The organism is Brumimicrobium sp. (assembly GCF_048268645.1).
Lineage (GTDB): Bacteria > Bacteroidota > Bacteroidia > Flavobacteriales_D > Crocinitomicaceae > Brumimicrobium > Brumimicrobium ulvae.
In genome coordinates, this window is the sequence record NZ_JBLWVE010000002.1 from 1 (window position 1) to 16,546 (window position 16,546).

The following is a 16,546-nucleotide window of genomic DNA, read 5'->3' on the forward strand; positions in this document are numbered from 1 at the left end:
TGTTGTAGGTTCTTGTGATTACCTCAGGACAAGTATTTCCATCTGAAACATCACTTACGTGAGTCACAATTGGATTTGCTGTACAGTTATCAGCTTCATCTGTAATTAAGGTAACATCTGCTGCTGGAACATCTCCTATACACTGAACTGTTAGGTCAGCTGGTGCTGTTCCGGTTGGATTCGTATTATCATCAATAGTAATCGTTTGAACCACGTCAGTGCTATTACCGCAATCATCCGTAATTCTATACGTTCTTGTGATTACCTCAGGACAAGTATTCCCGTCTGAGACATCACTTACGTGAGTTACAGTTGGTGTAACAGTACAGTTATCAGCTTCATCTGTAATTAGTGCCACATTTGCGGCAGGCACATCACCAATACATTGAACTGTTAAATCAGCTGGAGCCGTTCCTGTAGGTGGAATAATATCATTAATGGTGATGGTTTGCGTACACGTTTCTGTATTTCCACAATCATCTTCAATTTGATAAGTACGCGTAATCACCTCAGGACATGTATTTCCATCAGAAACCTCGCTAAGCAAAGTAAAAGTAGCGGGAAGCACTGAAGCCCCTCCAGTTGTAGAAGCTGAGCCACCTGCCGCTTGGAAAGCCGCAAAGTTTGCATAAGCAGGTTGTTCAGAAATATCACACACTGCAGTTAAAGCAGGTGGACAATTCATGGTTAGCACTGCATTAATAATAGTAATTGTAAATGATGTTTCATTTTCACAAAACGGAGCTACAGTAGCTCTATCATAAATATATAAAGTAGTTGTTGCAGAAATCACATCACCAGGATTGTATTGCGTACCTGTACCATTCATTCCTGTATAATACGCTTCATTCCCTGTCAAATTAACACCTGTAATTGCAGGCAGTGTATAAGGGCTACATTGAGTTACATCAGCAACAGGGTCGATCACTGGAGAAGGATCTACAGTAATACATACCGTTGTATCATAGTCACATCCGAAATTATCTGTTACTTCAAAAGTATAACATGCATTACCTGTTGAAGTAGGTTCAACAGTAATAGGATTTGTACCACCAACTATTGTGGGGTCAGCTTGCCATCCTTCAGTAACAATTGTCGGTGTAAATGTAATTGCGGGTGGCAGAATAGCTGGATCGAAGTTCAGGCTCCAGTCAAAAATGAATCCGTTATCACTTCCCATATGGTCTGTAATAATTAAGGTCCAGTCTCCATTTAAATCGCAACCTATCAATCCTCCCATAGAGTTTGCAGACTCATATGAACCAGCTGGCAAACTTACACCACCAGTTCCGTTAGCGACTAGTGTTCCATTTGTAGCTGTTGGATCAAAACAGTAATTGTATCCTACCCCTTGAACCGTAGGTTGCCCATCATCATCAACAGGTTCTCCAAGAAATGTGTTAGACCCTCCAGGATAATCTTTTAAAGAAACAGTCTGCCCGTTTGGACATTCAATAACGATATCTAAATCTCCCAAATAAGAATGTTCAATATCAAGACAGATAGATACAATATCACTAATGTTGGTAACAGTTTGAGTTGCTCCATAGCAATCGATATTAACACTCGTTTCATAAGAAACTCCAGAGCCATCTGGTAGAGATATAGGTGGAAAATTAGGTTGATCACATGTTTTTTCATAAGTTACAGGAGTAACCACACCGTTAAAACTTGCTTGTTCCCCCAAACATATAGGGTCTGGACTTCCAATGGTGCCAGAGAAATTAGGTGTTGTAGAAACTCGGATTTCTTGATCTATATCATTAGCGTTAGAACAACCTTGGACATCTTCAATTTCAAGCTGTACAATATATGCACCCTCAGTTGTATAAGTATGTGTAACACTTTGTCCCACAATAGCTGGGCCATCTTGCGTGCTCCATGTAAAGGTAGAAGTCGCATCAGATTGTGCGTAGGAGGTATTATTATCTGGATAAACTCCAGTTCCATTCATGGTTACTGCAGTCCCTTGACAGATTCTAATAATTCCATCTCCATCAGGAGCAGGAGAAAAAATTGCGTTCGCAATAATATCCTGACAAGGTTGAGTACAAGCGATGTTAGCACTCCAACCGGCATTATTCACAGACCCATCAGATGTAAAAACAAAAGTCAAACACCCAGAAGTATTACTTGTCGTTGCAGCAACAAAGCCTGGACCTGCGGTTCCTGTATAAGATCCTAATGTAGGAGCAGCGGTACTATTTCCGTCATAAATCGTCAACATATCCCAGCTGTTCTCACTATCGAAAAACGTAAAATCTGCTGTTAACTTCCCTCCATTATCTGGACAGATGGTATAGGTCAAATTTTCACTACCACTATAACTCCCTCCATTTCCTCCGGAGTCATAAAAGGTACCACTACATGTTGAAATAGAACCCCCATTGGTCATATTGTAATTTTGCGCTTGTAGGATATTCATTCCTAAAAATAGGAACAGCAATGTCATTGCTAATTTAGCATGTTTCATATAAAAGTTTTAGCTTTAGTAGTTTTGTAAAAGATGGCTTACCTGTTTCTCACTTGTTTATTAATGTATTCGTTGGATTGAATAACAATGATCGTGTTATCGCTCGCATCTAAACGAAAAACACCTTTCTCAATCCCGGGAAAAGAATACAGTAAAAAATTGAAACCATCAGCTTTAGCTGCTGCTGCAAACTCACTTGGAGTAATTTCATTTTTCATGTATAAGATTTGTGGTAAAACTGGTAATTGATTGAATTTCACAATAGCAACCGTATCAATTTTGTACCCTTCTGTTGATTTAATTTTTAGGTACTCAATCAATCCTGGGTTATCCGATATACTTGATTGGTATTTTTGATCTCCTAAAAATTCTTTAACAAGTTGATCAGCAGATGGTGATTGGGCGTTTAATTGTATAGAAATAAAAAAAGTAAATAGTAACAATGCACACGTTGTTATCTGTTTCATAAATGTAGTTTTGTGTTTAACAAGCTTTTAACGCTATTCAACTTTTAAAGTTGCTTAGAATTAAGTTTTTATCGATAAAAAAACATTACATTTTTATTAACAACATGTTAAAAACAATCTCAAAAAACTGATAATCAAGAGGGTTAACCCCTCATTTTATTTGGTGTTTTTTCTGACTTTTTTTTAAAAAAAATATAAAACGAGAGTTCCGAAAAAAATAAGGTTAAAATTTGAATTACAGTAATTCTTAAAGAATCAGAAACAACTAAACATTTATTCATGATAAAGTGAAACAAACTCAAATGCTCCTCCATCGAAAAGTCCTTTGTCACTCAATTTTAGCTGAGGAATAACCAACAAGGCACAAAACGACAAGGTCATGTAAGGAGAGGTCAATTTCGACCCTAACTCTTTGGAACGTTTGTCTAGAAAAGCATAGCGCTCAGCAACCTTTTCCCCATCATCTGTTGTCATTATTCCTGCAACAGGTAGCCCCAAGACCTCTTCCTCATTTCCATTGGCTAAGGAGATTCCTCCCTTCTCTCTAATAATTAAATTGATTGCTTTTTGAATGTCTGCATCATTGGTTCCTACCGCAATAATGTTGTGACTGTCATGAGCCACACAAGAAGCAATGGCTCCTTCCTTCAATCCGAAGTTTTTGATAAATGCCACTGCTGGTTCCGCATCAAAATAACGATTAACAACAACCACTTTCAGCACATCGTGCTCAAGGTCTGCCAATAATTCCCCATCTTTTGACCTAAGCGTGTGTTGAATTTCTTTAGTTACCAGTTGACCATCCTCAACTACAATTACACGTACACTCTCACTAGTGGAAGGGACCTTTAATTGCGACAATTCAACAGGCGAACAACTAAAGTTATTGGGTACCTCTGCATCTACTCTTGCGAATTTCACCTCATCATTTTCAAAAACGATATTTCCATCGATAATGGTTTGGCAAACATTAAAATCTATTAAATCCTCAACGATACAGAAGTCAGCTTGATCTCCGATACGCAGTTGGCCCACATCCATTCTATAATGTTCAATTGGTGTAATACATGCTGCATTCAAAACATTGAACAAGTTACAGCCTTTTGCAATTGCCCTTGCTACCAATTTATTAATGTGTCCAACTACAAAATCATTAGGATGTTTATCGTCAGAGCACAACATTATTTCATTTGGAAACTCATCAATTAAAGTCCACAATGCATCAAAATTCTTCGCGGCACTTCCTTCACGTATGAGAATCTTCATTCCGTATTTTAACTTATCAAGCGCTTCTTCTTTAGTAAAACATTCATGATCAGTTTCAATTCCCGCTTCGATATACTTCTTTGCATCTTCCCCCCTTAACCCTGGAGCATGTCCATCTACTTTTTTATTCAGGCTCTTGGCCAATTCAATTTTCGCCATCACTGATTCATCTCGAAAAAGCACACCAGGGTAGTTCATCATTTCAGCCAAGTAATTCACGCGTGGCAATTTGAACAATTCACGAAGATCTTCTAGGTCTATTTCAGCACCAGCAGTTTCAAAAGTTGTAGCAGGAACACAAGAAGGCGCACCAAAAAAGAATTTAAAGGGAGTTTGATTTCCATTTTTCACCATGTACTCCACTCCACTTCGTCCCAAAACATTTCCAATTTCATGCGGATCAGATATCGTAGCAACCGTACCTTGTTTTACCGCTAATCGGGCAAATTCAGAGGGAATTAACATTGAACTTTCAACGTGAACATGCGCATCTATAAACCCAGGGAGTATATATTGATTCGGGACATCATTGTGCGGTGTGATTGAATGGATTTTTCCTTTTTCAACTTTCAATATCCCTTTAATGATTTGTTTATTCTGTATATCGACTATGTTCCCTTTAAACTCTTGCATTTAATATTGTTTTAGGTAAAAATAAAAAATCAAAAGCTTTAGTCTATAAATTTGACAGATTAAATACTTTCTGCTTTTAAACACATATTTATAATTTCTTCTAAAATTATATGAAATGTCATTTCTTGGATTTACTAATAATTAGTTTTATTTTTTGAGGCTCAAACAATTAATGAAAGCCCTAACTAAAAACTGATACTATGAAAACACTACAAATCACTCTTGGTCTATTACTTATTTCAAGCTTATTTGCATTTGACTTGGAAGATTATGAACATGAGAAGTTCATCGGAACATACGGACATAAAGCCAGTTATGCGATTATTATCAATCCCGATATGACCTTCACTTATATTGACAACACAAACAATAAGAACATAAGTATATCAGGAAAATGGGAGTATAAAGGCAAAGAAATCCACCTAAAAAGCAATTCAAGATCTAAAATAAGATCCAAATGGACCTTGATTAATAAAGACTCCTGTTTGAAATCTAAAAAAGGTTTTACATATTATACATTGTGTAGGAATTGTGATTGAACTAAAAATAACACTCCAATAATTGAAATATAATCATTTCCTTTTCTCCAAATTCAACACATTCATTGGGCAGGTTCGGAAACGGCAACTGTTTGGAATGGTTATATGGAGGGTGCTTTAAGATCCGGTGAAAGAGCAGCTATGGAGGTTTCTGAAAGTTTAAAAATGGAAGCTAAACAAAATTGATTGACTCCTCCCGAAAAAAACACTTATACATCCTACACAACAAATAACATACAACCGATTGTAATTGGGATGGGAAACACTTTTTTTTGAGTCTAGTTTATTCGACCTAGTAAAGTATATGTGTTTTTAGTATATTTAGAGTATGAATGCAATGGTGTGTATTTTTGTAAGCTTTAATTTATTTGGAAGGTAACTAATAATGATTAGACTTATTCAAATATTTTTTATTTTCTGTATCTTCAACTTGACTGCACAAAATGGCAATGTTGTTATTGTTTTTCCAAATTCAGCAGTGCTTTATGAAGCTTATAGCAGTGTTTTGAAAGTTGGATTTACGAAAAAAAAGATTAGAAAATTTATTTTGGAATGTGAAGGATGTGATACTATTTATCAAAAATCAGAGAACGATCCAACAGAATTTGTTCTAACACCAGGAAGCGTGAATAAAGTTGTATTGAAATTGAAAGATCCTAGAAAGAACACCATTCTCGAAAGATTAGAAATTAAAGTGACAAAACCACCTGCTCCAACATTAAAAATTGATCACCACGATAGTCAATATAAGGTAAAGAACATACCCGAAAATCTATATTTAGAAAAGCCCAAAGACTTGCCAATAATATCAGAGTACTTTATTTTAAGTTGGACAATAAAAATTAACGACACTGTTTTAAAAGGCTTTACATCGAAATTAACAGAAGAGGTTAAAAACTATATACAACAAAAAAATAAAGGGATAATGAGAATTGAGGTCATCTATAGAGACGTCTATGGAAAACAGGAAATGAACGAATTTTTTGAATTTGAATTATGAATAATTATTCCCCCTTCTTACCATCAACCTCTAAAACCTCCTGTTTTTACATTCATGTAAAACCAAATATTTGTATCTTGGTTAAAATAATTAATAAACTGTAGAGCTGTCAGGTTAAAGATTGAAACGTACTTATTTAGTTCTCTCTCCTTATTTATTTGAAAAATGTTCACATTCACAACATAATAATCGATGTATAAACTTCTACTGATGATAACTCTACTTAATTTGAATTCTATTTCAAATTGCTATGGGCAAGAAGCTTCCGACTCAGTAGAACATTCAATAGGTGATCTTCTAATCGCTAATATTCATTATGGAACGTACTTCTATAAGCAAGACTTTAATGGCCAACTAAATAACTTCGATCATTCTAAAATTTTCAACCCTATACAAACCATAGGCATTTCATTGTCGGGTATATATTCTAATGGGGATAAACACACATACGGTATTCACTTTTCTTATGCTCAAGTCATTCCTCAAAAGGTAAATGTAAATGATACGACTGGAGGAATTATTAATGGTTTTAATTTTGGATGTAGCTTTTATGGGCTTAACTTAACTCCAAAGTCAAAATTTTCAAGTACTATTGTTGGAATAGGCTTTAACACAGGTCGTCTTAGAATAAAATCAGAATCTTATAAGTCGCAAAAGAATCCATTTTTTGCACCCGTTATATCTTTAAGTCCAAAGTTTTATTTAGGTAAAATAACAATTGGTTTAAGAACCGAATATCAATTGGATGTTTCCAAAAAAGGATGGCGTTCAGTTAATTTTACTAATAAGAAAAACAGCATTTCTGTTTTAAAACTGAATCAATCCGCATTAATAACCTACTTTTCTTTAGGATGGAAGTTTTGAATATGCCTAATGTTGATGGAGAGTATTGAATCAATCATGCTATTCAAAACAAATCATTTTCTTATATTTAACTTTATTAGCACTTAAAATCCGATTTACTCGATTGATTTAGCAAAAAGCTCAAATATGTTTCGAACACTAATTATATTATTGCTTTTATTCTTCAACAGTGTTTCTTTTTCACAAAATAATTTATCCGAAATTGACAAGAAAGAAAAAGATCGATATGGTATTTGGCTTATTCCGTCAGCATCAAGAAATATTTACGGAATTGCTACTGGTTTTGTTGGCTCAGAATCAATTTGCAATAGACCCTATACCAAACACTCTCATGGAATTAACCTACAGCTAATTGGTCAAGGAATATTTCAAGTCTTTTTAATCAATAAAGCGAAGTTCAACGATCCACAAGCAAATTCAGATTCCACCAATCTTTTCACTCAGGATACTATCCCCTTGCGGGCCATCCACAATGGACTAATTGTTTCTCCTTTTGGGACGTTTACCGACCAAGTAAATGGCCTCTCTTTTTCATTATGGATGAGTATGGGCAAAAAAATAAACGGAGTTTCCATTAATCTTCTCTGGAATTTTTACGATAAAATGAATGGCATATCAATAGGTTTAGTAAATCAAACAGCAGAAACGAATGGACTACAAATTGGCATGATCAATAAGTCATTAAAGTTAAAAGGAGTTCAATTGGGATTTTGGAATAAAAATGAAAAAAGATCACTTCCAATAATTAATTGGAATTTCAGTCGTGATTAATAATTATTCCTCAAAAGAAACAGGTTCTAATCACGGTTTTCGCATCCACAAGCTGTGAGGAGTACGGAACCAAAATCACTTTTCGTAGTGGACTCATGCCCGGGCCCTACTTTTTCTTTTTTATAAAAGACTAGGTTGCATCCATCTTCTTTCGTTTCTAGGCCAAAAGTAACAGTGTATTTATACCCATCACGTCCATAGGACTTCGAAACTTCCCCTTGGTCAAAAATTACCGTTGCATCCTTTGGTGAAATCTGAATTGGCAAACCTAAATCGGAAGAAAAAGCAGAAAGTGCTCCCAATACATCTTGTCGGCAAGCATCATTTTTAGTATTTTCTGTAATTTTTTCGTCTGGAAAAGAACATGATATTAAGCTACTCATCACGCAAAACAAAATTAATGTAATAGGGCTTCTTGTCATAGTGTTGGTTTTTCTTGCAAGATATAAAAACTCATCAAAAAAGCTTACTTTTGAAGTCTGCTAAAAACAACTTAATAAATATCAGATGAGTAACTTGTTTGAACAGTGCTATAGTTTAGTGACTAGCTAGATCAAAAAAAGCAAAAATAAATGGACGTTATTAAAGATAATTTTTTCTACATCTGGCTAGTTCTAGCAGTTTCAATGCTTGCATTTTTCTTTATCGTTGGAGAAAAAGCAATGAGAAAATTCAAAAGTCTTGAAACAAAACACATTTTATTTTCAGAGAAATTTGCTTCGGGCTACTCCACAAAGTCCCTTAGAACTCGTCATGGTGGGGCAAGCAAGCTATTGCATATTGTAATTACCGAAAAAGAACTTATACTTAAAACCTATTTGTTTATGGCATTTATAGCAAAAAAGCATGATTTACTTCATATTATCCCACTCACAGATATAGTGAGTACTGAATTAAAAAAGAATAATATACACTCAAAACTACACATTAAGTTTTTTGGAGTTAATGGTGAGGAAAAAGAAATTGTATTAATGTCAGATAGAATTTTGAAGATTAAAAAAATTCTAGATCAATACATTGCAAAACACAATTCCTTAAAGGAATAAGTGATAATTTTATACAACAATGCTAAAAAGAAGTCTATTATTAATTTCACTTTTGTATTCCTTTTTGAACACTGCTCAAGAAAATCACGACAGCAATAAATCTATTTTATTGCGTGGTAAAGCATCTGCATTTGTAATTATCGAAGATTTATATTTCTTAAATTGGAATCTAGGTACAGAATATAGATTTGCTGAACGCCATTCGATTGGAGTTGATTATGTGTTTTTTAGATGGCGGCAAGAAAATGACATTTACATAGACGGGATAGATTCTGGTTCAGGGCCAAGTGCTTATTCTCGCAGACGATACTTCCTGATCGACTACCGATTTTACCCATTCAGAAAACTAATGCAACAGAAAAGTATAGATCTATACATTAACCCTTTCGTTAAAATCGGTCAAAGAAAAATTTGGTCAGACGATCCCGAAACCTATTATTCAGACAATGATGGATCCGCAATATTAAATCAAGGTTCTACTTTTTTTGACTATGGCTTTGCACTTGGTTTACACTACTCGTTTGGCAAAAAAGACAGAATAGGTTTAGACCTAAATATAGGAACCGTTTATCGAGAAACACAAATTCAATATGAGCAGCGTTTTGATTATGATAACTTTGTTCTTGTCGAAAGTACTTCAGGCAACCGAAATCACTGGACAATGCATATGAGACTAAATCTATATATAAAATTATTTAAATTTGAATAAATACTCATTTTACCAATAAAACAAAACATGAATAAAATAAGCTACTTCCTTATTTCCATACTCTTTTTATTGAGTTTCACTACTCTATCACAGGACGAAATAAAGAAAACAATAAAACTCCAAGCGGAAAAAATAGTAACTTCAGTCTTTGAAAAAGAGTATGACACCCTAATCAAATATACCCACCCTAGGCTCATTGAGCTCGCAGGAGGAAAAGATGTTTTAATGGAAATAATAAAGTCCGAAATGAAAGCAATTGAAGAGCAAGGCTTAATTATTGAAAAGGTAGAAATCGGAGATTCCATCCTGCTTGGAAAGCACAAAAAAGAATACCACACCTTAGTTCCAAAAGTTATGATTTTTAGAATTCAAGGAAAAAGGATATTGTCGAAGAGTTATTTATTTGGATTTTCAAGTGACAAAGGTAAAAACTGGACATTTATTGAAGCAGACAAATTACAATCTGAAAAAGGGGCCTTAATTCTCCCCAACTTCAAAACTTCAATTAAAATTCCAAAACAACCAGACCCGATTTTCTTAGAGGATTAAATAAGTATAAAGTGGTTGAAACCTCTGTTGGATATCAAATAGATTCAATAAGTGAAGGACAAACCCTCACTTATTGAATTTATAAGCAACTAGTAAGCTATTTAATTTCTCCAAACAACAGTCCTTTAACAATTAAAGCATCTGCTCTTCGCTCACAGTTTTCCTTTTTATACTAATTCAACCCTCTGGCTTTAATCATCGGTGCAATTTCTGGTGCTCTTCCGCTCCAATCCTTGTACATTGCATCATAGTCTAAAGTGTTTCCAACTGAAAGAACCATATCTCTATAGCGTTGACCATTCTCTCTGGTCATTCCTCCATTCTCTTTAAACCATTGGTAGGCATCATGATGTAACATTTCTGTCCATAGGTAAGAATAATATCCAGCAGCATATCCACCACTAAATACATGAGCAAAATAGCTAGAACTGTATCTTGGTTTAACCGCATGAACCTTATCTAAACCATATTTGTTCAACATCGTTTTTTCGAATGTTTTCACATCAGTAATTTCACCTTGCGAAGAAATGGTATGCCATGCAAAATCAATATTTGATGAAGCTAAATTTTCTGTCAAACCATAACCTTGATTAAAAGTTCCTGCGGCTTGGATCTTATTTAAAAGCTCAGTTGGAATTACTTTTCTAGTTTGATAATGCAATGCATAATTATTTAAAACCTCAGGTTCTGTCGCCCAACTCTCATTTAACTGCGACGGGAATTCAACAAAATCTCTTGCAACCGATGTTCCGGATAAACTAGGATACTTTTGATTGGCAAAGAAACCATGTAAAGCATGACCAAATTCATGGAACATTGTAATGGCATTATCAAAACTCAATAAAGTAGGCTCACCGTCTGCTGGCTTTGGATAATTACACACATTGTAAATCACAGGCTTTGTTCCAAAAAGGTGTGATTGATCAACGAAATTACTCATCCATGCGCCTCCTCTTTTACTTTCTCTAGAATAAAAATCTGCATAAAACAATCCTAGTTCAGAACCGTCCTCTTCAAAAACTTCATACACCAAAACATCTTCATGGTATACCGGAATATCATCTCTCTTCTTAAATGTTATTCCATATAGTTTTTCTGCTGCATAAAACACTCCGTTTTCCAAAACAGACATCATTTCAAAATAAGGCTTGATCTCATTTTCATCTAAGTCATACTTTGCCTTACGCACTTTTTCTGCATAATAATTCCAATCCCAAGGTTCCAAATCACCTTTGATTCCATCTGCGTGCATCATTTCTTCAATCATCTTAGATTCTTCTTGCGCTTTTTCAATTGCTGCTGGAATTAAGCCATCAAAGAAATTACGGACATTGTCCTTATTTTTAATCATCGTTTTTTGAAGGCTCCAATCGGCATAAGTTTCAAAACCTAACAATTGTGCTTTTTCAAGACGTAAAGTCGCCAATTTCATCACTAGGTCTTCCGTATTGTTTTTTTCACCACTTGTTCTGTTCCAAGCATTTTCAAAAACTTTTTGACGTGTAGCTCTGTTTGACAATGAACTCAACAAAGGTTGTTGTGTGGTGTTCAAGATAGGAATCCTATAAGCGCCATCTTCAGTTTTTAGTGAGGCCAAAGTAGATTCACTCAATCCTTCTAATTCTTTTTTATCTGTGATGATTAACGCCCCCTCATTGGTTGCTGCCAAAAGTGTTTTTCCAAATTCTGCTGTCAAGGAAGCTAAGTTTGAATTAATTTCTTTCAACTTTTCCTTCTCCTCAGTGCTTAAATTTGCTCCTGCAACAACAAAGTCTTTGTAGTATTCTTCGAGTAGTTTTTCTGATTCTGCGTCTAGTGACAAAGTCGCTTTTTGGTCATGCAGCTTTTTAATGCGCTCAAACAATGCTGAATTCAGATAAATTTCATCGTTCAACTCCGAAAATAATGGCGCTAACTTTTGATTTAATGCCTGCAAAGTATCATTGGTGTGTGCACCCGTTAAAGCATAAAACACATTTGCTGCACGACTCAATTGTTCACCACTTTTTTCCAAAGCAACCAAGGTATTTTCGAACGTCGGTTCTTCTTCTTGATCGATGATTTTCTCAATATGCGCTCTTTTCACACGAATTCCTTCCATAATGGCAGGCTCAAAATGTTCATTTTTAATCTGGGTAAAATCCGGTGCCAGGTAAGGCAATTCACTCACCATTACCAATGGATTATCTGAAAATTCTTCATTCATGTTTTCTGATGTTCTCTTTTCATTCGCTTGATCGCCACAACTCGAAAGTCCGACAGCCAAAGCAAACAGGATTAAACTTGTTTTTTTCATCTCAATACAGCTTTACTTTTTTTATATTTTCCCTAAAGATAGTAAAAAGCAACACTCAAAGAACATTGAAATAATCTCCTGCTATTCTTCACAGGATATTCCAAGAATATTTTCTATCTTTTTAGTCCAAAGAACCAGAAAAAAGTAAGTATCTTTCCCCGTTAAAAACAACAAAGTAATGACCAAGTACATCTCTTTCCTTACCTCTGCCCTGCTGCTCTTCTCGTGTCAATCCACAAAAGAAAGTAATGACAAGGAGGTGTACAGTTATTTAGAGCTTTGCTTTGAAGATTATTATTTAAATTATGATGTTGAAGTTACGCCTTTGCTCAATCAGTTTGAATTGCATTTATTGGAAGAAGGCCATTTATCCGATACCACAGGTCAAGCCTACAAAGCACTCTTTAGTTCTTTAGACAGTACTGATTACTTCAATCCTCCATTAAAAAAAGAGGACTTCAATAATACAATTCTTTATAAGAGTCCTTCAGACATCATGGCTTGTGCGACAACTGTTTTTTCAATTGATTCATCAGCGGTTTTGAACACCCAATTCTCGAAAATAGCCAAAGAAATCAGTGACAAAATCACCAATGAAGAGGAAATTTCAATTCATTACTTCTTCAACATATACCAAACCCGATTAAGCAATGCAGAAATAAGAATGCCTTATGTTAAGCAGTCAATCTTACTTTTGCTCTACCGATGGTATTTTAAAAGTAAATACGACAGGGAAATCCAAATAAAGGAAACACATAGAATCGAGTAGTCTTAATTTAAATGGTCAATTTTCAGATTCACCTTCCTATTTCAATTCAATAAGCTTATCTTTGTTCAAAAATTTACATTATGAGACTCGCTCAAATAGCTAGAAAATTAAAAGTAAAATCAACTGAAGTAGTCGCTTTTATTGAGCAAAAATTTGAGGTTCAAATCCCACACGCTCCAAACACTAAAATTCCTGATGAATTTGTTGGTGAAATTTTAAATCATTTCGCTCCAACTGAGATTGAAAACCATGTCGTTGAAGAAACTGAAAAAGAAGTACTTCCTTCTAAGGAATTAAAAGAGGAAGAAACGATTCAAACTCAAGAAGAACTAATTAAGGAATCAGCTGTAGAGTCAGTATTGGAAGCTAAAAAGGAAATACATGACGAGTCTCACCCTGAAGAAAGCACCCAAGAAACAGTAGAACTCAACATTGAAGACGGTGTAATTAAAGCACCAAAAGTGGAGGTTGAAGGAGTGAAAGTCATTGGAAAAATTGATTTACCATCTGATCGAGCTGAAGAAACAGAAGAAGATAAGCCGGAGGACGAAGAAACAACTGAAACAGAAACTTTAGGAGAACCTATAAACGAAGCAAATAAAGAGGTTCAAACTCCTAAGCCAAAAAAGAAAAGTAAAAAATCGAGTCCGAAAAAGAAATCTAAAAATCAGCTCACCTACGAAGAGGAAAAACTCAAAGCTCAAGAAGCCTACAAACAAGAGTTAGAAAAGAAAAAGAAACTCGAAAAACAAAAGAAGAAAGAGAATTACGAGCGTTTGATGAAGGAGCGGTCGGCACAAAAGCCAAAAAAGAAGTCCAGTAAAAAGAAAGCTCAACAGAAGGTGCAAAAAAGACAGGAAGAAAAAAAGCAAGAAGCTCCAAAGTCTTTATGGGGACGTTTTATTTATTGGCTTAACCACTAATTCATGTTTTCGAAGGAAGAACGCAAGGCTTTAAACGCTGCATTTTGGACCCGATTCAAAGAAAAAGCAGGAGTTAATAAAGGTGCAAATGGAAAGCGCATCAATTGGGTGAACTACCCAACACGTGTAAAACAAATTTACATTCGCTTGCATGCTGATACTAAAATCGCACGTTTTTCTATAGACCTACAAGATAAAGATGAAGGTGTTCGCATGCTTGTTTGGGAACAGTTTGAAGAACTTAAAAAAGTGCTCGAGGAAGAAATGATTGTCCCAGGTGTTTGGGAAGAACTTGCGTACAATGCTGCTGGACAACCCATTTCAAGAATTTCTTGGACCCTTGATCAAGTAAATATTTACAAGAAAGAGGACCATCAAAAAATATATGATTTCTTCATTCCTTTACTCGTTCGATTTGATCGATTTTATTCAACTTACGATGACATTCTAATTGGCTTATTGAAGTAGGCCAGCATCAGCTTGAAAAATATTGGTGAAAACGATGTATATAAGAAACAAAACCGAGAATTTCTTGTAAAAATCGGTCTAAAATCAGCTATTTCGATTATTTTTAACCCACAATATTTTTATACCATGGCAATTTCAAAAAAAGAATTAGATTTCAATAAAAACGACGATGCAATGCGTCTTAAAATAGCACAACTGGAAAGAGAACTTGCAAAAGTTTATGAAGGAGGTGGAAAAGCAAGAATAGAAAAACATCACAACAAAGGTAAGTTGACAGCACGCGAGCGCATTGACTTATTATTAGACAAAGGTTCATACCGCTTTGAAGTCGCTGCATTTGCAGGAAAAGGAATGTATGAAGAGCATGGCGGATGTCCTGCTGGTGGAGTTGTAATTAAAATAGGATATGTTTCCGGTAAACAATGTATCGTTGTAGCCAACGATGCCACGGTGAAAGCGGGAGCATGGTTTCCAATAACAGGGAAGAAAAACCTAAGAGCGCAAGAGATTGCAATGGAAAACAATCTTCCTATTATTTACTTGGTGGATTCTGCTGGAGTATACCTTCCAATGCAGGACGAAATTTTCCCAGACAAAGAACATTTTGGTCGAATATTCAGAAACAATGCTGTTATGAGTTCGATGGGAATTACACAAATTGCTGCAGTAATGGGTAGTTGTGTAGCAGGAGGAGCTTACTTGCCTATAATGTCCGATGAGAGTTTAATTGTGAACAAAACTGGTACAATTTTCTTGGCAGGTTCCTATTTAGTAAAAGCTGCTATTGGAGAAAGTATCGACAATGAAACATTAGGTGGTGCCACAACGCATACTGAAATTTCAGGGGTGTGTGATTACAAATCTGAGTCTGATGAAGAATGCATTGAGACGATTCGTGAATTAATGAGTCAAATCGGAGCACCAAAGTCAGCTGGTTTTGACAAAATAGAAGGTGTTCTACCGAAAAAAGACCTCAAAGACATCTACGGTATTTTACCAAAAGAAAGAACAAAACCTTATGATGTTCGTGATGTTATAGAATGTATTGTTGATGATTCAAAATTCACAGAATACAAAAAAGAATATGGTCAAACCATCGTTACAGCGTATGCCCGAATTGATGGCTGGAGCGTTGGAATAGTTGCCAATCAAAGGTCCATTACCAAAAATGGTAAAGGAGAAATGCAGTTTGGTGGAGTAATTTACTCTGACTCTGCAGATAAAGCCGCTCGATTCATTATGAATTGCAACCAGAAAAACATCCCATTGGTTTTCTTACAAGATGTTTCAGGATTCATGGTAGGTTCGAAAAGTGAACATGGAGGAATCATTAAAGATGGTGCAAAAATGGTAAGTGCAATGGCCAATTCGGTGGTTCCAAAATTCACAGTTGTGATGGGGAACTCCTACGGAGCAGGAAATTATGCTATGTGTGGGAAAGCCTACGACCCACGTTTAATGCTCGCATGGCCGACTGCAGAATTAGCAGTAATGAGTGGAGCTTCAGCAGCAAAAACCCTAATGCAAATTGAAATGGCTTCTTTAAAATCGAAAGGTGAAGAGATTACCAAAGAGAAAGAAAAAGAAATGTATGACGCGATTAAAAATCGTTACGATGAGCAAATCAGTCCATACTATGCGGCTTCTAGAATTTGGGTAGATGCAATTATTGATCCTGCTGAAACAAGAAACATCATCGCTTTAGGAATTGAAGCAGCGAATTTGAAACCTGCTGAGAAACCATATAACGTTGGAGTAATTCAAACATAAAAA

General features: G+C 35.4%; 17 protein-coding genes. 12 read left to right on the top strand and 5 right to left on the bottom strand.

The features are described from left to right. From ACN0U3_RS03105 to ade, 3 genes are all read right to left on the bottom strand, one after another. The coding region (locus tag ACN0U3_RS03105) for a PKD domain-containing protein (protein WP_417265107.1) at nt 1-2,473 on the bottom strand (2,473 nt) is incomplete at its 3' end. A 38-nt stretch (nt 2,474-2,511) separates the two neighbouring features. Then, nucleotides 2,512-2,940 (bottom strand): hypothetical protein, encoded by a 429-nt coding sequence (locus ACN0U3_RS03110; protein ID WP_417265108.1) that lies wholly within the window; start codon nt 2,938-2,940, stop codon nt 2,512-2,514. Between the two features lie 273 nt (nt 2,941-3,213). Then, nucleotides 3,214-4,839 (bottom strand): adenine deaminase, encoded by a 1,626-nt coding sequence (ade, locus tag ACN0U3_RS03115; RefSeq protein ID WP_417265109.1) that lies wholly within the window; start codon nt 4,837-4,839, stop codon nt 3,214-3,216. 200 nt (nt 4,840-5,039) lie between these two features. Between ade and ACN0U3_RS03120 the strand changes: the two genes are divergently transcribed. From ACN0U3_RS03120 to ACN0U3_RS03140, 5 genes are all read left to right on the top strand, one after another. Further along, nucleotides 5,040-5,378 carry a hypothetical protein gene (locus ACN0U3_RS03120; protein ID WP_299203478.1) on the top strand — a complete coding sequence of 113 codons (339 nt, stop codon included), beginning with the start codon at nt 5,040-5,042 and terminating at the stop codon, nt 5,376-5,378. Between the two features lie 60 nt (nt 5,379-5,438). Continuing rightward, nucleotides 5,439-5,564 carry an FAD-dependent oxidoreductase gene (locus ACN0U3_RS03125; RefSeq protein ID WP_417265231.1) on the top strand — a complete coding sequence of 42 codons (126 nt, stop codon included), beginning with the start codon at nt 5,439-5,441 and terminating at the stop codon, nt 5,562-5,564. Nucleotides 5,565-5,763: 199 nt separating this feature from the next. Then, a complete protein-coding gene (locus tag ACN0U3_RS03130) occupies nt 5,764-6,378 on the top strand; it encodes a hypothetical protein (RefSeq protein ID WP_417265110.1) in 615 nt (204 codons plus the stop codon). A gap of 210 nt (nt 6,379-6,588) precedes the next feature. Next, nucleotides 6,589-7,242, top strand: coding sequence for a hypothetical protein (locus ACN0U3_RS03135; RefSeq protein ID WP_417265111.1), 654 nt, complete (start codon nt 6,589-6,591; stop codon nt 7,240-7,242). Between the two features lie 126 nt (nt 7,243-7,368). Continuing rightward, nucleotides 7,369-8,013, top strand: a complete 645-nt coding sequence (locus ACN0U3_RS03140) for an LA_2272 family surface repeat-containing protein (RefSeq protein ID WP_417265112.1) — start codon at nt 7,369-7,371, stop codon at nt 8,011-8,013. A 26-nt stretch (nt 8,014-8,039) separates the two neighbouring features. Here ACN0U3_RS03140 and ACN0U3_RS03145 read toward each other — a convergent pair whose 3' ends face one another. Then, the gene (locus ACN0U3_RS03145; protein ID WP_417265113.1) at nt 8,040-8,435 is read right to left on the bottom strand and encodes a hypothetical protein; all 396 of its coding nucleotides are present in this window, start codon (nt 8,433-8,435) and stop codon (nt 8,040-8,042) included. Nucleotides 8,436-8,585: 150 nt separating this feature from the next. On the opposite strand from ACN0U3_RS03145, the gene ACN0U3_RS03150 reads away from it, so the two are divergent. Genes ACN0U3_RS03150 through ACN0U3_RS03160 form a run of 3 tightly spaced genes read left to right on the top strand, consistent with a single transcriptional unit; the run spans nt 8,586 to nt 10,317 of the window. Next, entirely contained in the window at nt 8,586-9,059 is a 474-nt protein-coding gene (locus tag ACN0U3_RS03150) for a hypothetical protein (protein WP_417265114.1), read from the top strand. Between the two features lie 19 nt (nt 9,060-9,078). Further along, on the top strand, nt 9,079-9,768 hold the full coding sequence (locus tag ACN0U3_RS03155) for a hypothetical protein (protein ID WP_417265115.1): 690 nt from the start codon (nt 9,079-9,081) through the stop codon (nt 9,766-9,768). 27 nt (nt 9,769-9,795) lie between these two features. After that, nucleotides 9,796-10,317 carry a hypothetical protein gene (locus tag ACN0U3_RS03160; protein WP_417265116.1) on the top strand — a complete coding sequence of 174 codons (522 nt, stop codon included), beginning with the start codon at nt 9,796-9,798 and terminating at the stop codon, nt 10,315-10,317. A gap of 172 nt (nt 10,318-10,489) precedes the next feature. Here the strand turns inward: ACN0U3_RS03160 and ACN0U3_RS03165 are convergent, their stop codons facing one another. Beyond that, entirely contained in the window at nt 10,490-12,613 is a 2,124-nt protein-coding gene (locus ACN0U3_RS03165; RefSeq protein ID WP_417265117.1) for a M3 family metallopeptidase, read from the bottom strand. Nucleotides 12,614-12,791: 178 nt separating this feature from the next. Here ACN0U3_RS03165 and ACN0U3_RS03170 point away from each other — a divergent pair, with 178 nt between their 5' ends. The 4 genes from ACN0U3_RS03170 to ACN0U3_RS03185 all read left to right on the top strand — a co-directional run bounded on the left by ACN0U3_RS03170 (nt 12,792) and on the right by ACN0U3_RS03185 (nt 16,543). Further along, nucleotides 12,792-13,382 carry a hypothetical protein gene (locus tag ACN0U3_RS03170; protein WP_299203487.1) on the top strand — a complete coding sequence of 197 codons (591 nt, stop codon included), beginning with the start codon at nt 12,792-12,794 and terminating at the stop codon, nt 13,380-13,382. Nucleotides 13,383-13,462: 80 nt separating this feature from the next. Then, nucleotides 13,463-14,305 (top strand): hypothetical protein, encoded by an 843-nt coding sequence (locus ACN0U3_RS03175; protein WP_299203490.1) that lies wholly within the window; start codon nt 13,463-13,465, stop codon nt 14,303-14,305. 3 nt (nt 14,306-14,308) lie between these two features. Continuing rightward, nucleotides 14,309-14,773 (top strand): DUF4268 domain-containing protein, encoded by a 465-nt coding sequence (locus ACN0U3_RS03180; RefSeq protein ID WP_299203493.1) that lies wholly within the window; start codon nt 14,309-14,311, stop codon nt 14,771-14,773. Between the two features lie 126 nt (nt 14,774-14,899). Then, nucleotides 14,900-16,543, top strand: coding sequence for an acyl-CoA carboxylase subunit beta (locus ACN0U3_RS03185; RefSeq protein WP_299203496.1), 1,644 nt, complete (start codon nt 14,900-14,902; stop codon nt 16,541-16,543). The last annotated feature ends 3 nt before the right edge of the window (nt 16,544-16,546 follow it).

Bases quoted from the DNA above. Each gene is read 5' to 3' on its own strand.
- ACN0U3_RS03150 (WP_417265114.1), top strand. From the start codon at position 8,586: ATGGACGTTATTAAAGATAATTTTTTCTACATCTGGCTAGTTCTAGCA.
- ACN0U3_RS03110 (WP_417265108.1), bottom strand. From the start codon at position 2,940: ATGAAACAGATAACAACGTGTGCATTGTTACTATTTACTTTTTTTATT.
- ACN0U3_RS03155 (WP_417265115.1), top strand. From the start codon at position 9,079: ATGCTAAAAAGAAGTCTATTATTAATTTCACTTTTGTATTCCTTTTTG.
- ACN0U3_RS03175 (WP_299203490.1), top strand. From the start codon at position 13,463: ATGAGACTCGCTCAAATAGCTAGAAAATTAAAAGTAAAATCAACTGAA.
- ACN0U3_RS03170 (WP_299203487.1), top strand. From the start codon at position 12,792: ATGACCAAGTACATCTCTTTCCTTACCTCTGCCCTGCTGCTCTTCTCG.
- ACN0U3_RS03165 (WP_417265117.1), bottom strand. From the start codon at position 12,613: ATGAAAAAAACAAGTTTAATCCTGTTTGCTTTGGCTGTCGGACTTTCG.
- ade (WP_417265109.1), bottom strand. From the start codon at position 4,839: ATGCAAGAGTTTAAAGGGAACATAGTCGATATACAGAATAAACAAATC.
- ACN0U3_RS03185 (WP_299203496.1), top strand. From the start codon at position 14,900: ATGGCAATTTCAAAAAAAGAATTAGATTTCAATAAAAACGACGATGCA.
- ACN0U3_RS03130 (WP_417265110.1), top strand. From the start codon at position 5,764: ATGATTAGACTTATTCAAATATTTTTTATTTTCTGTATCTTCAACTTG.
- ACN0U3_RS03120 (WP_299203478.1), top strand. From the start codon at position 5,040: ATGAAAACACTACAAATCACTCTTGGTCTATTACTTATTTCAAGCTTA.
- ACN0U3_RS03160 (WP_417265116.1), top strand. From the start codon at position 9,796: ATGAATAAAATAAGCTACTTCCTTATTTCCATACTCTTTTTATTGAGT.
- ACN0U3_RS03180 (WP_299203493.1), top strand. From the start codon at position 14,309: ATGTTTTCGAAGGAAGAACGCAAGGCTTTAAACGCTGCATTTTGGACC.
- ACN0U3_RS03135 (WP_417265111.1), top strand. From the start codon at position 6,589: ATGATAACTCTACTTAATTTGAATTCTATTTCAAATTGCTATGGGCAA.
- ACN0U3_RS03145 (WP_417265113.1), bottom strand. From the start codon at position 8,435: ATGACAAGAAGCCCTATTACATTAATTTTGTTTTGCGTGATGAGTAGC.
- ACN0U3_RS03140 (WP_417265112.1), top strand. From the start codon at position 7,369: ATGTTTCGAACACTAATTATATTATTGCTTTTATTCTTCAACAGTGTT.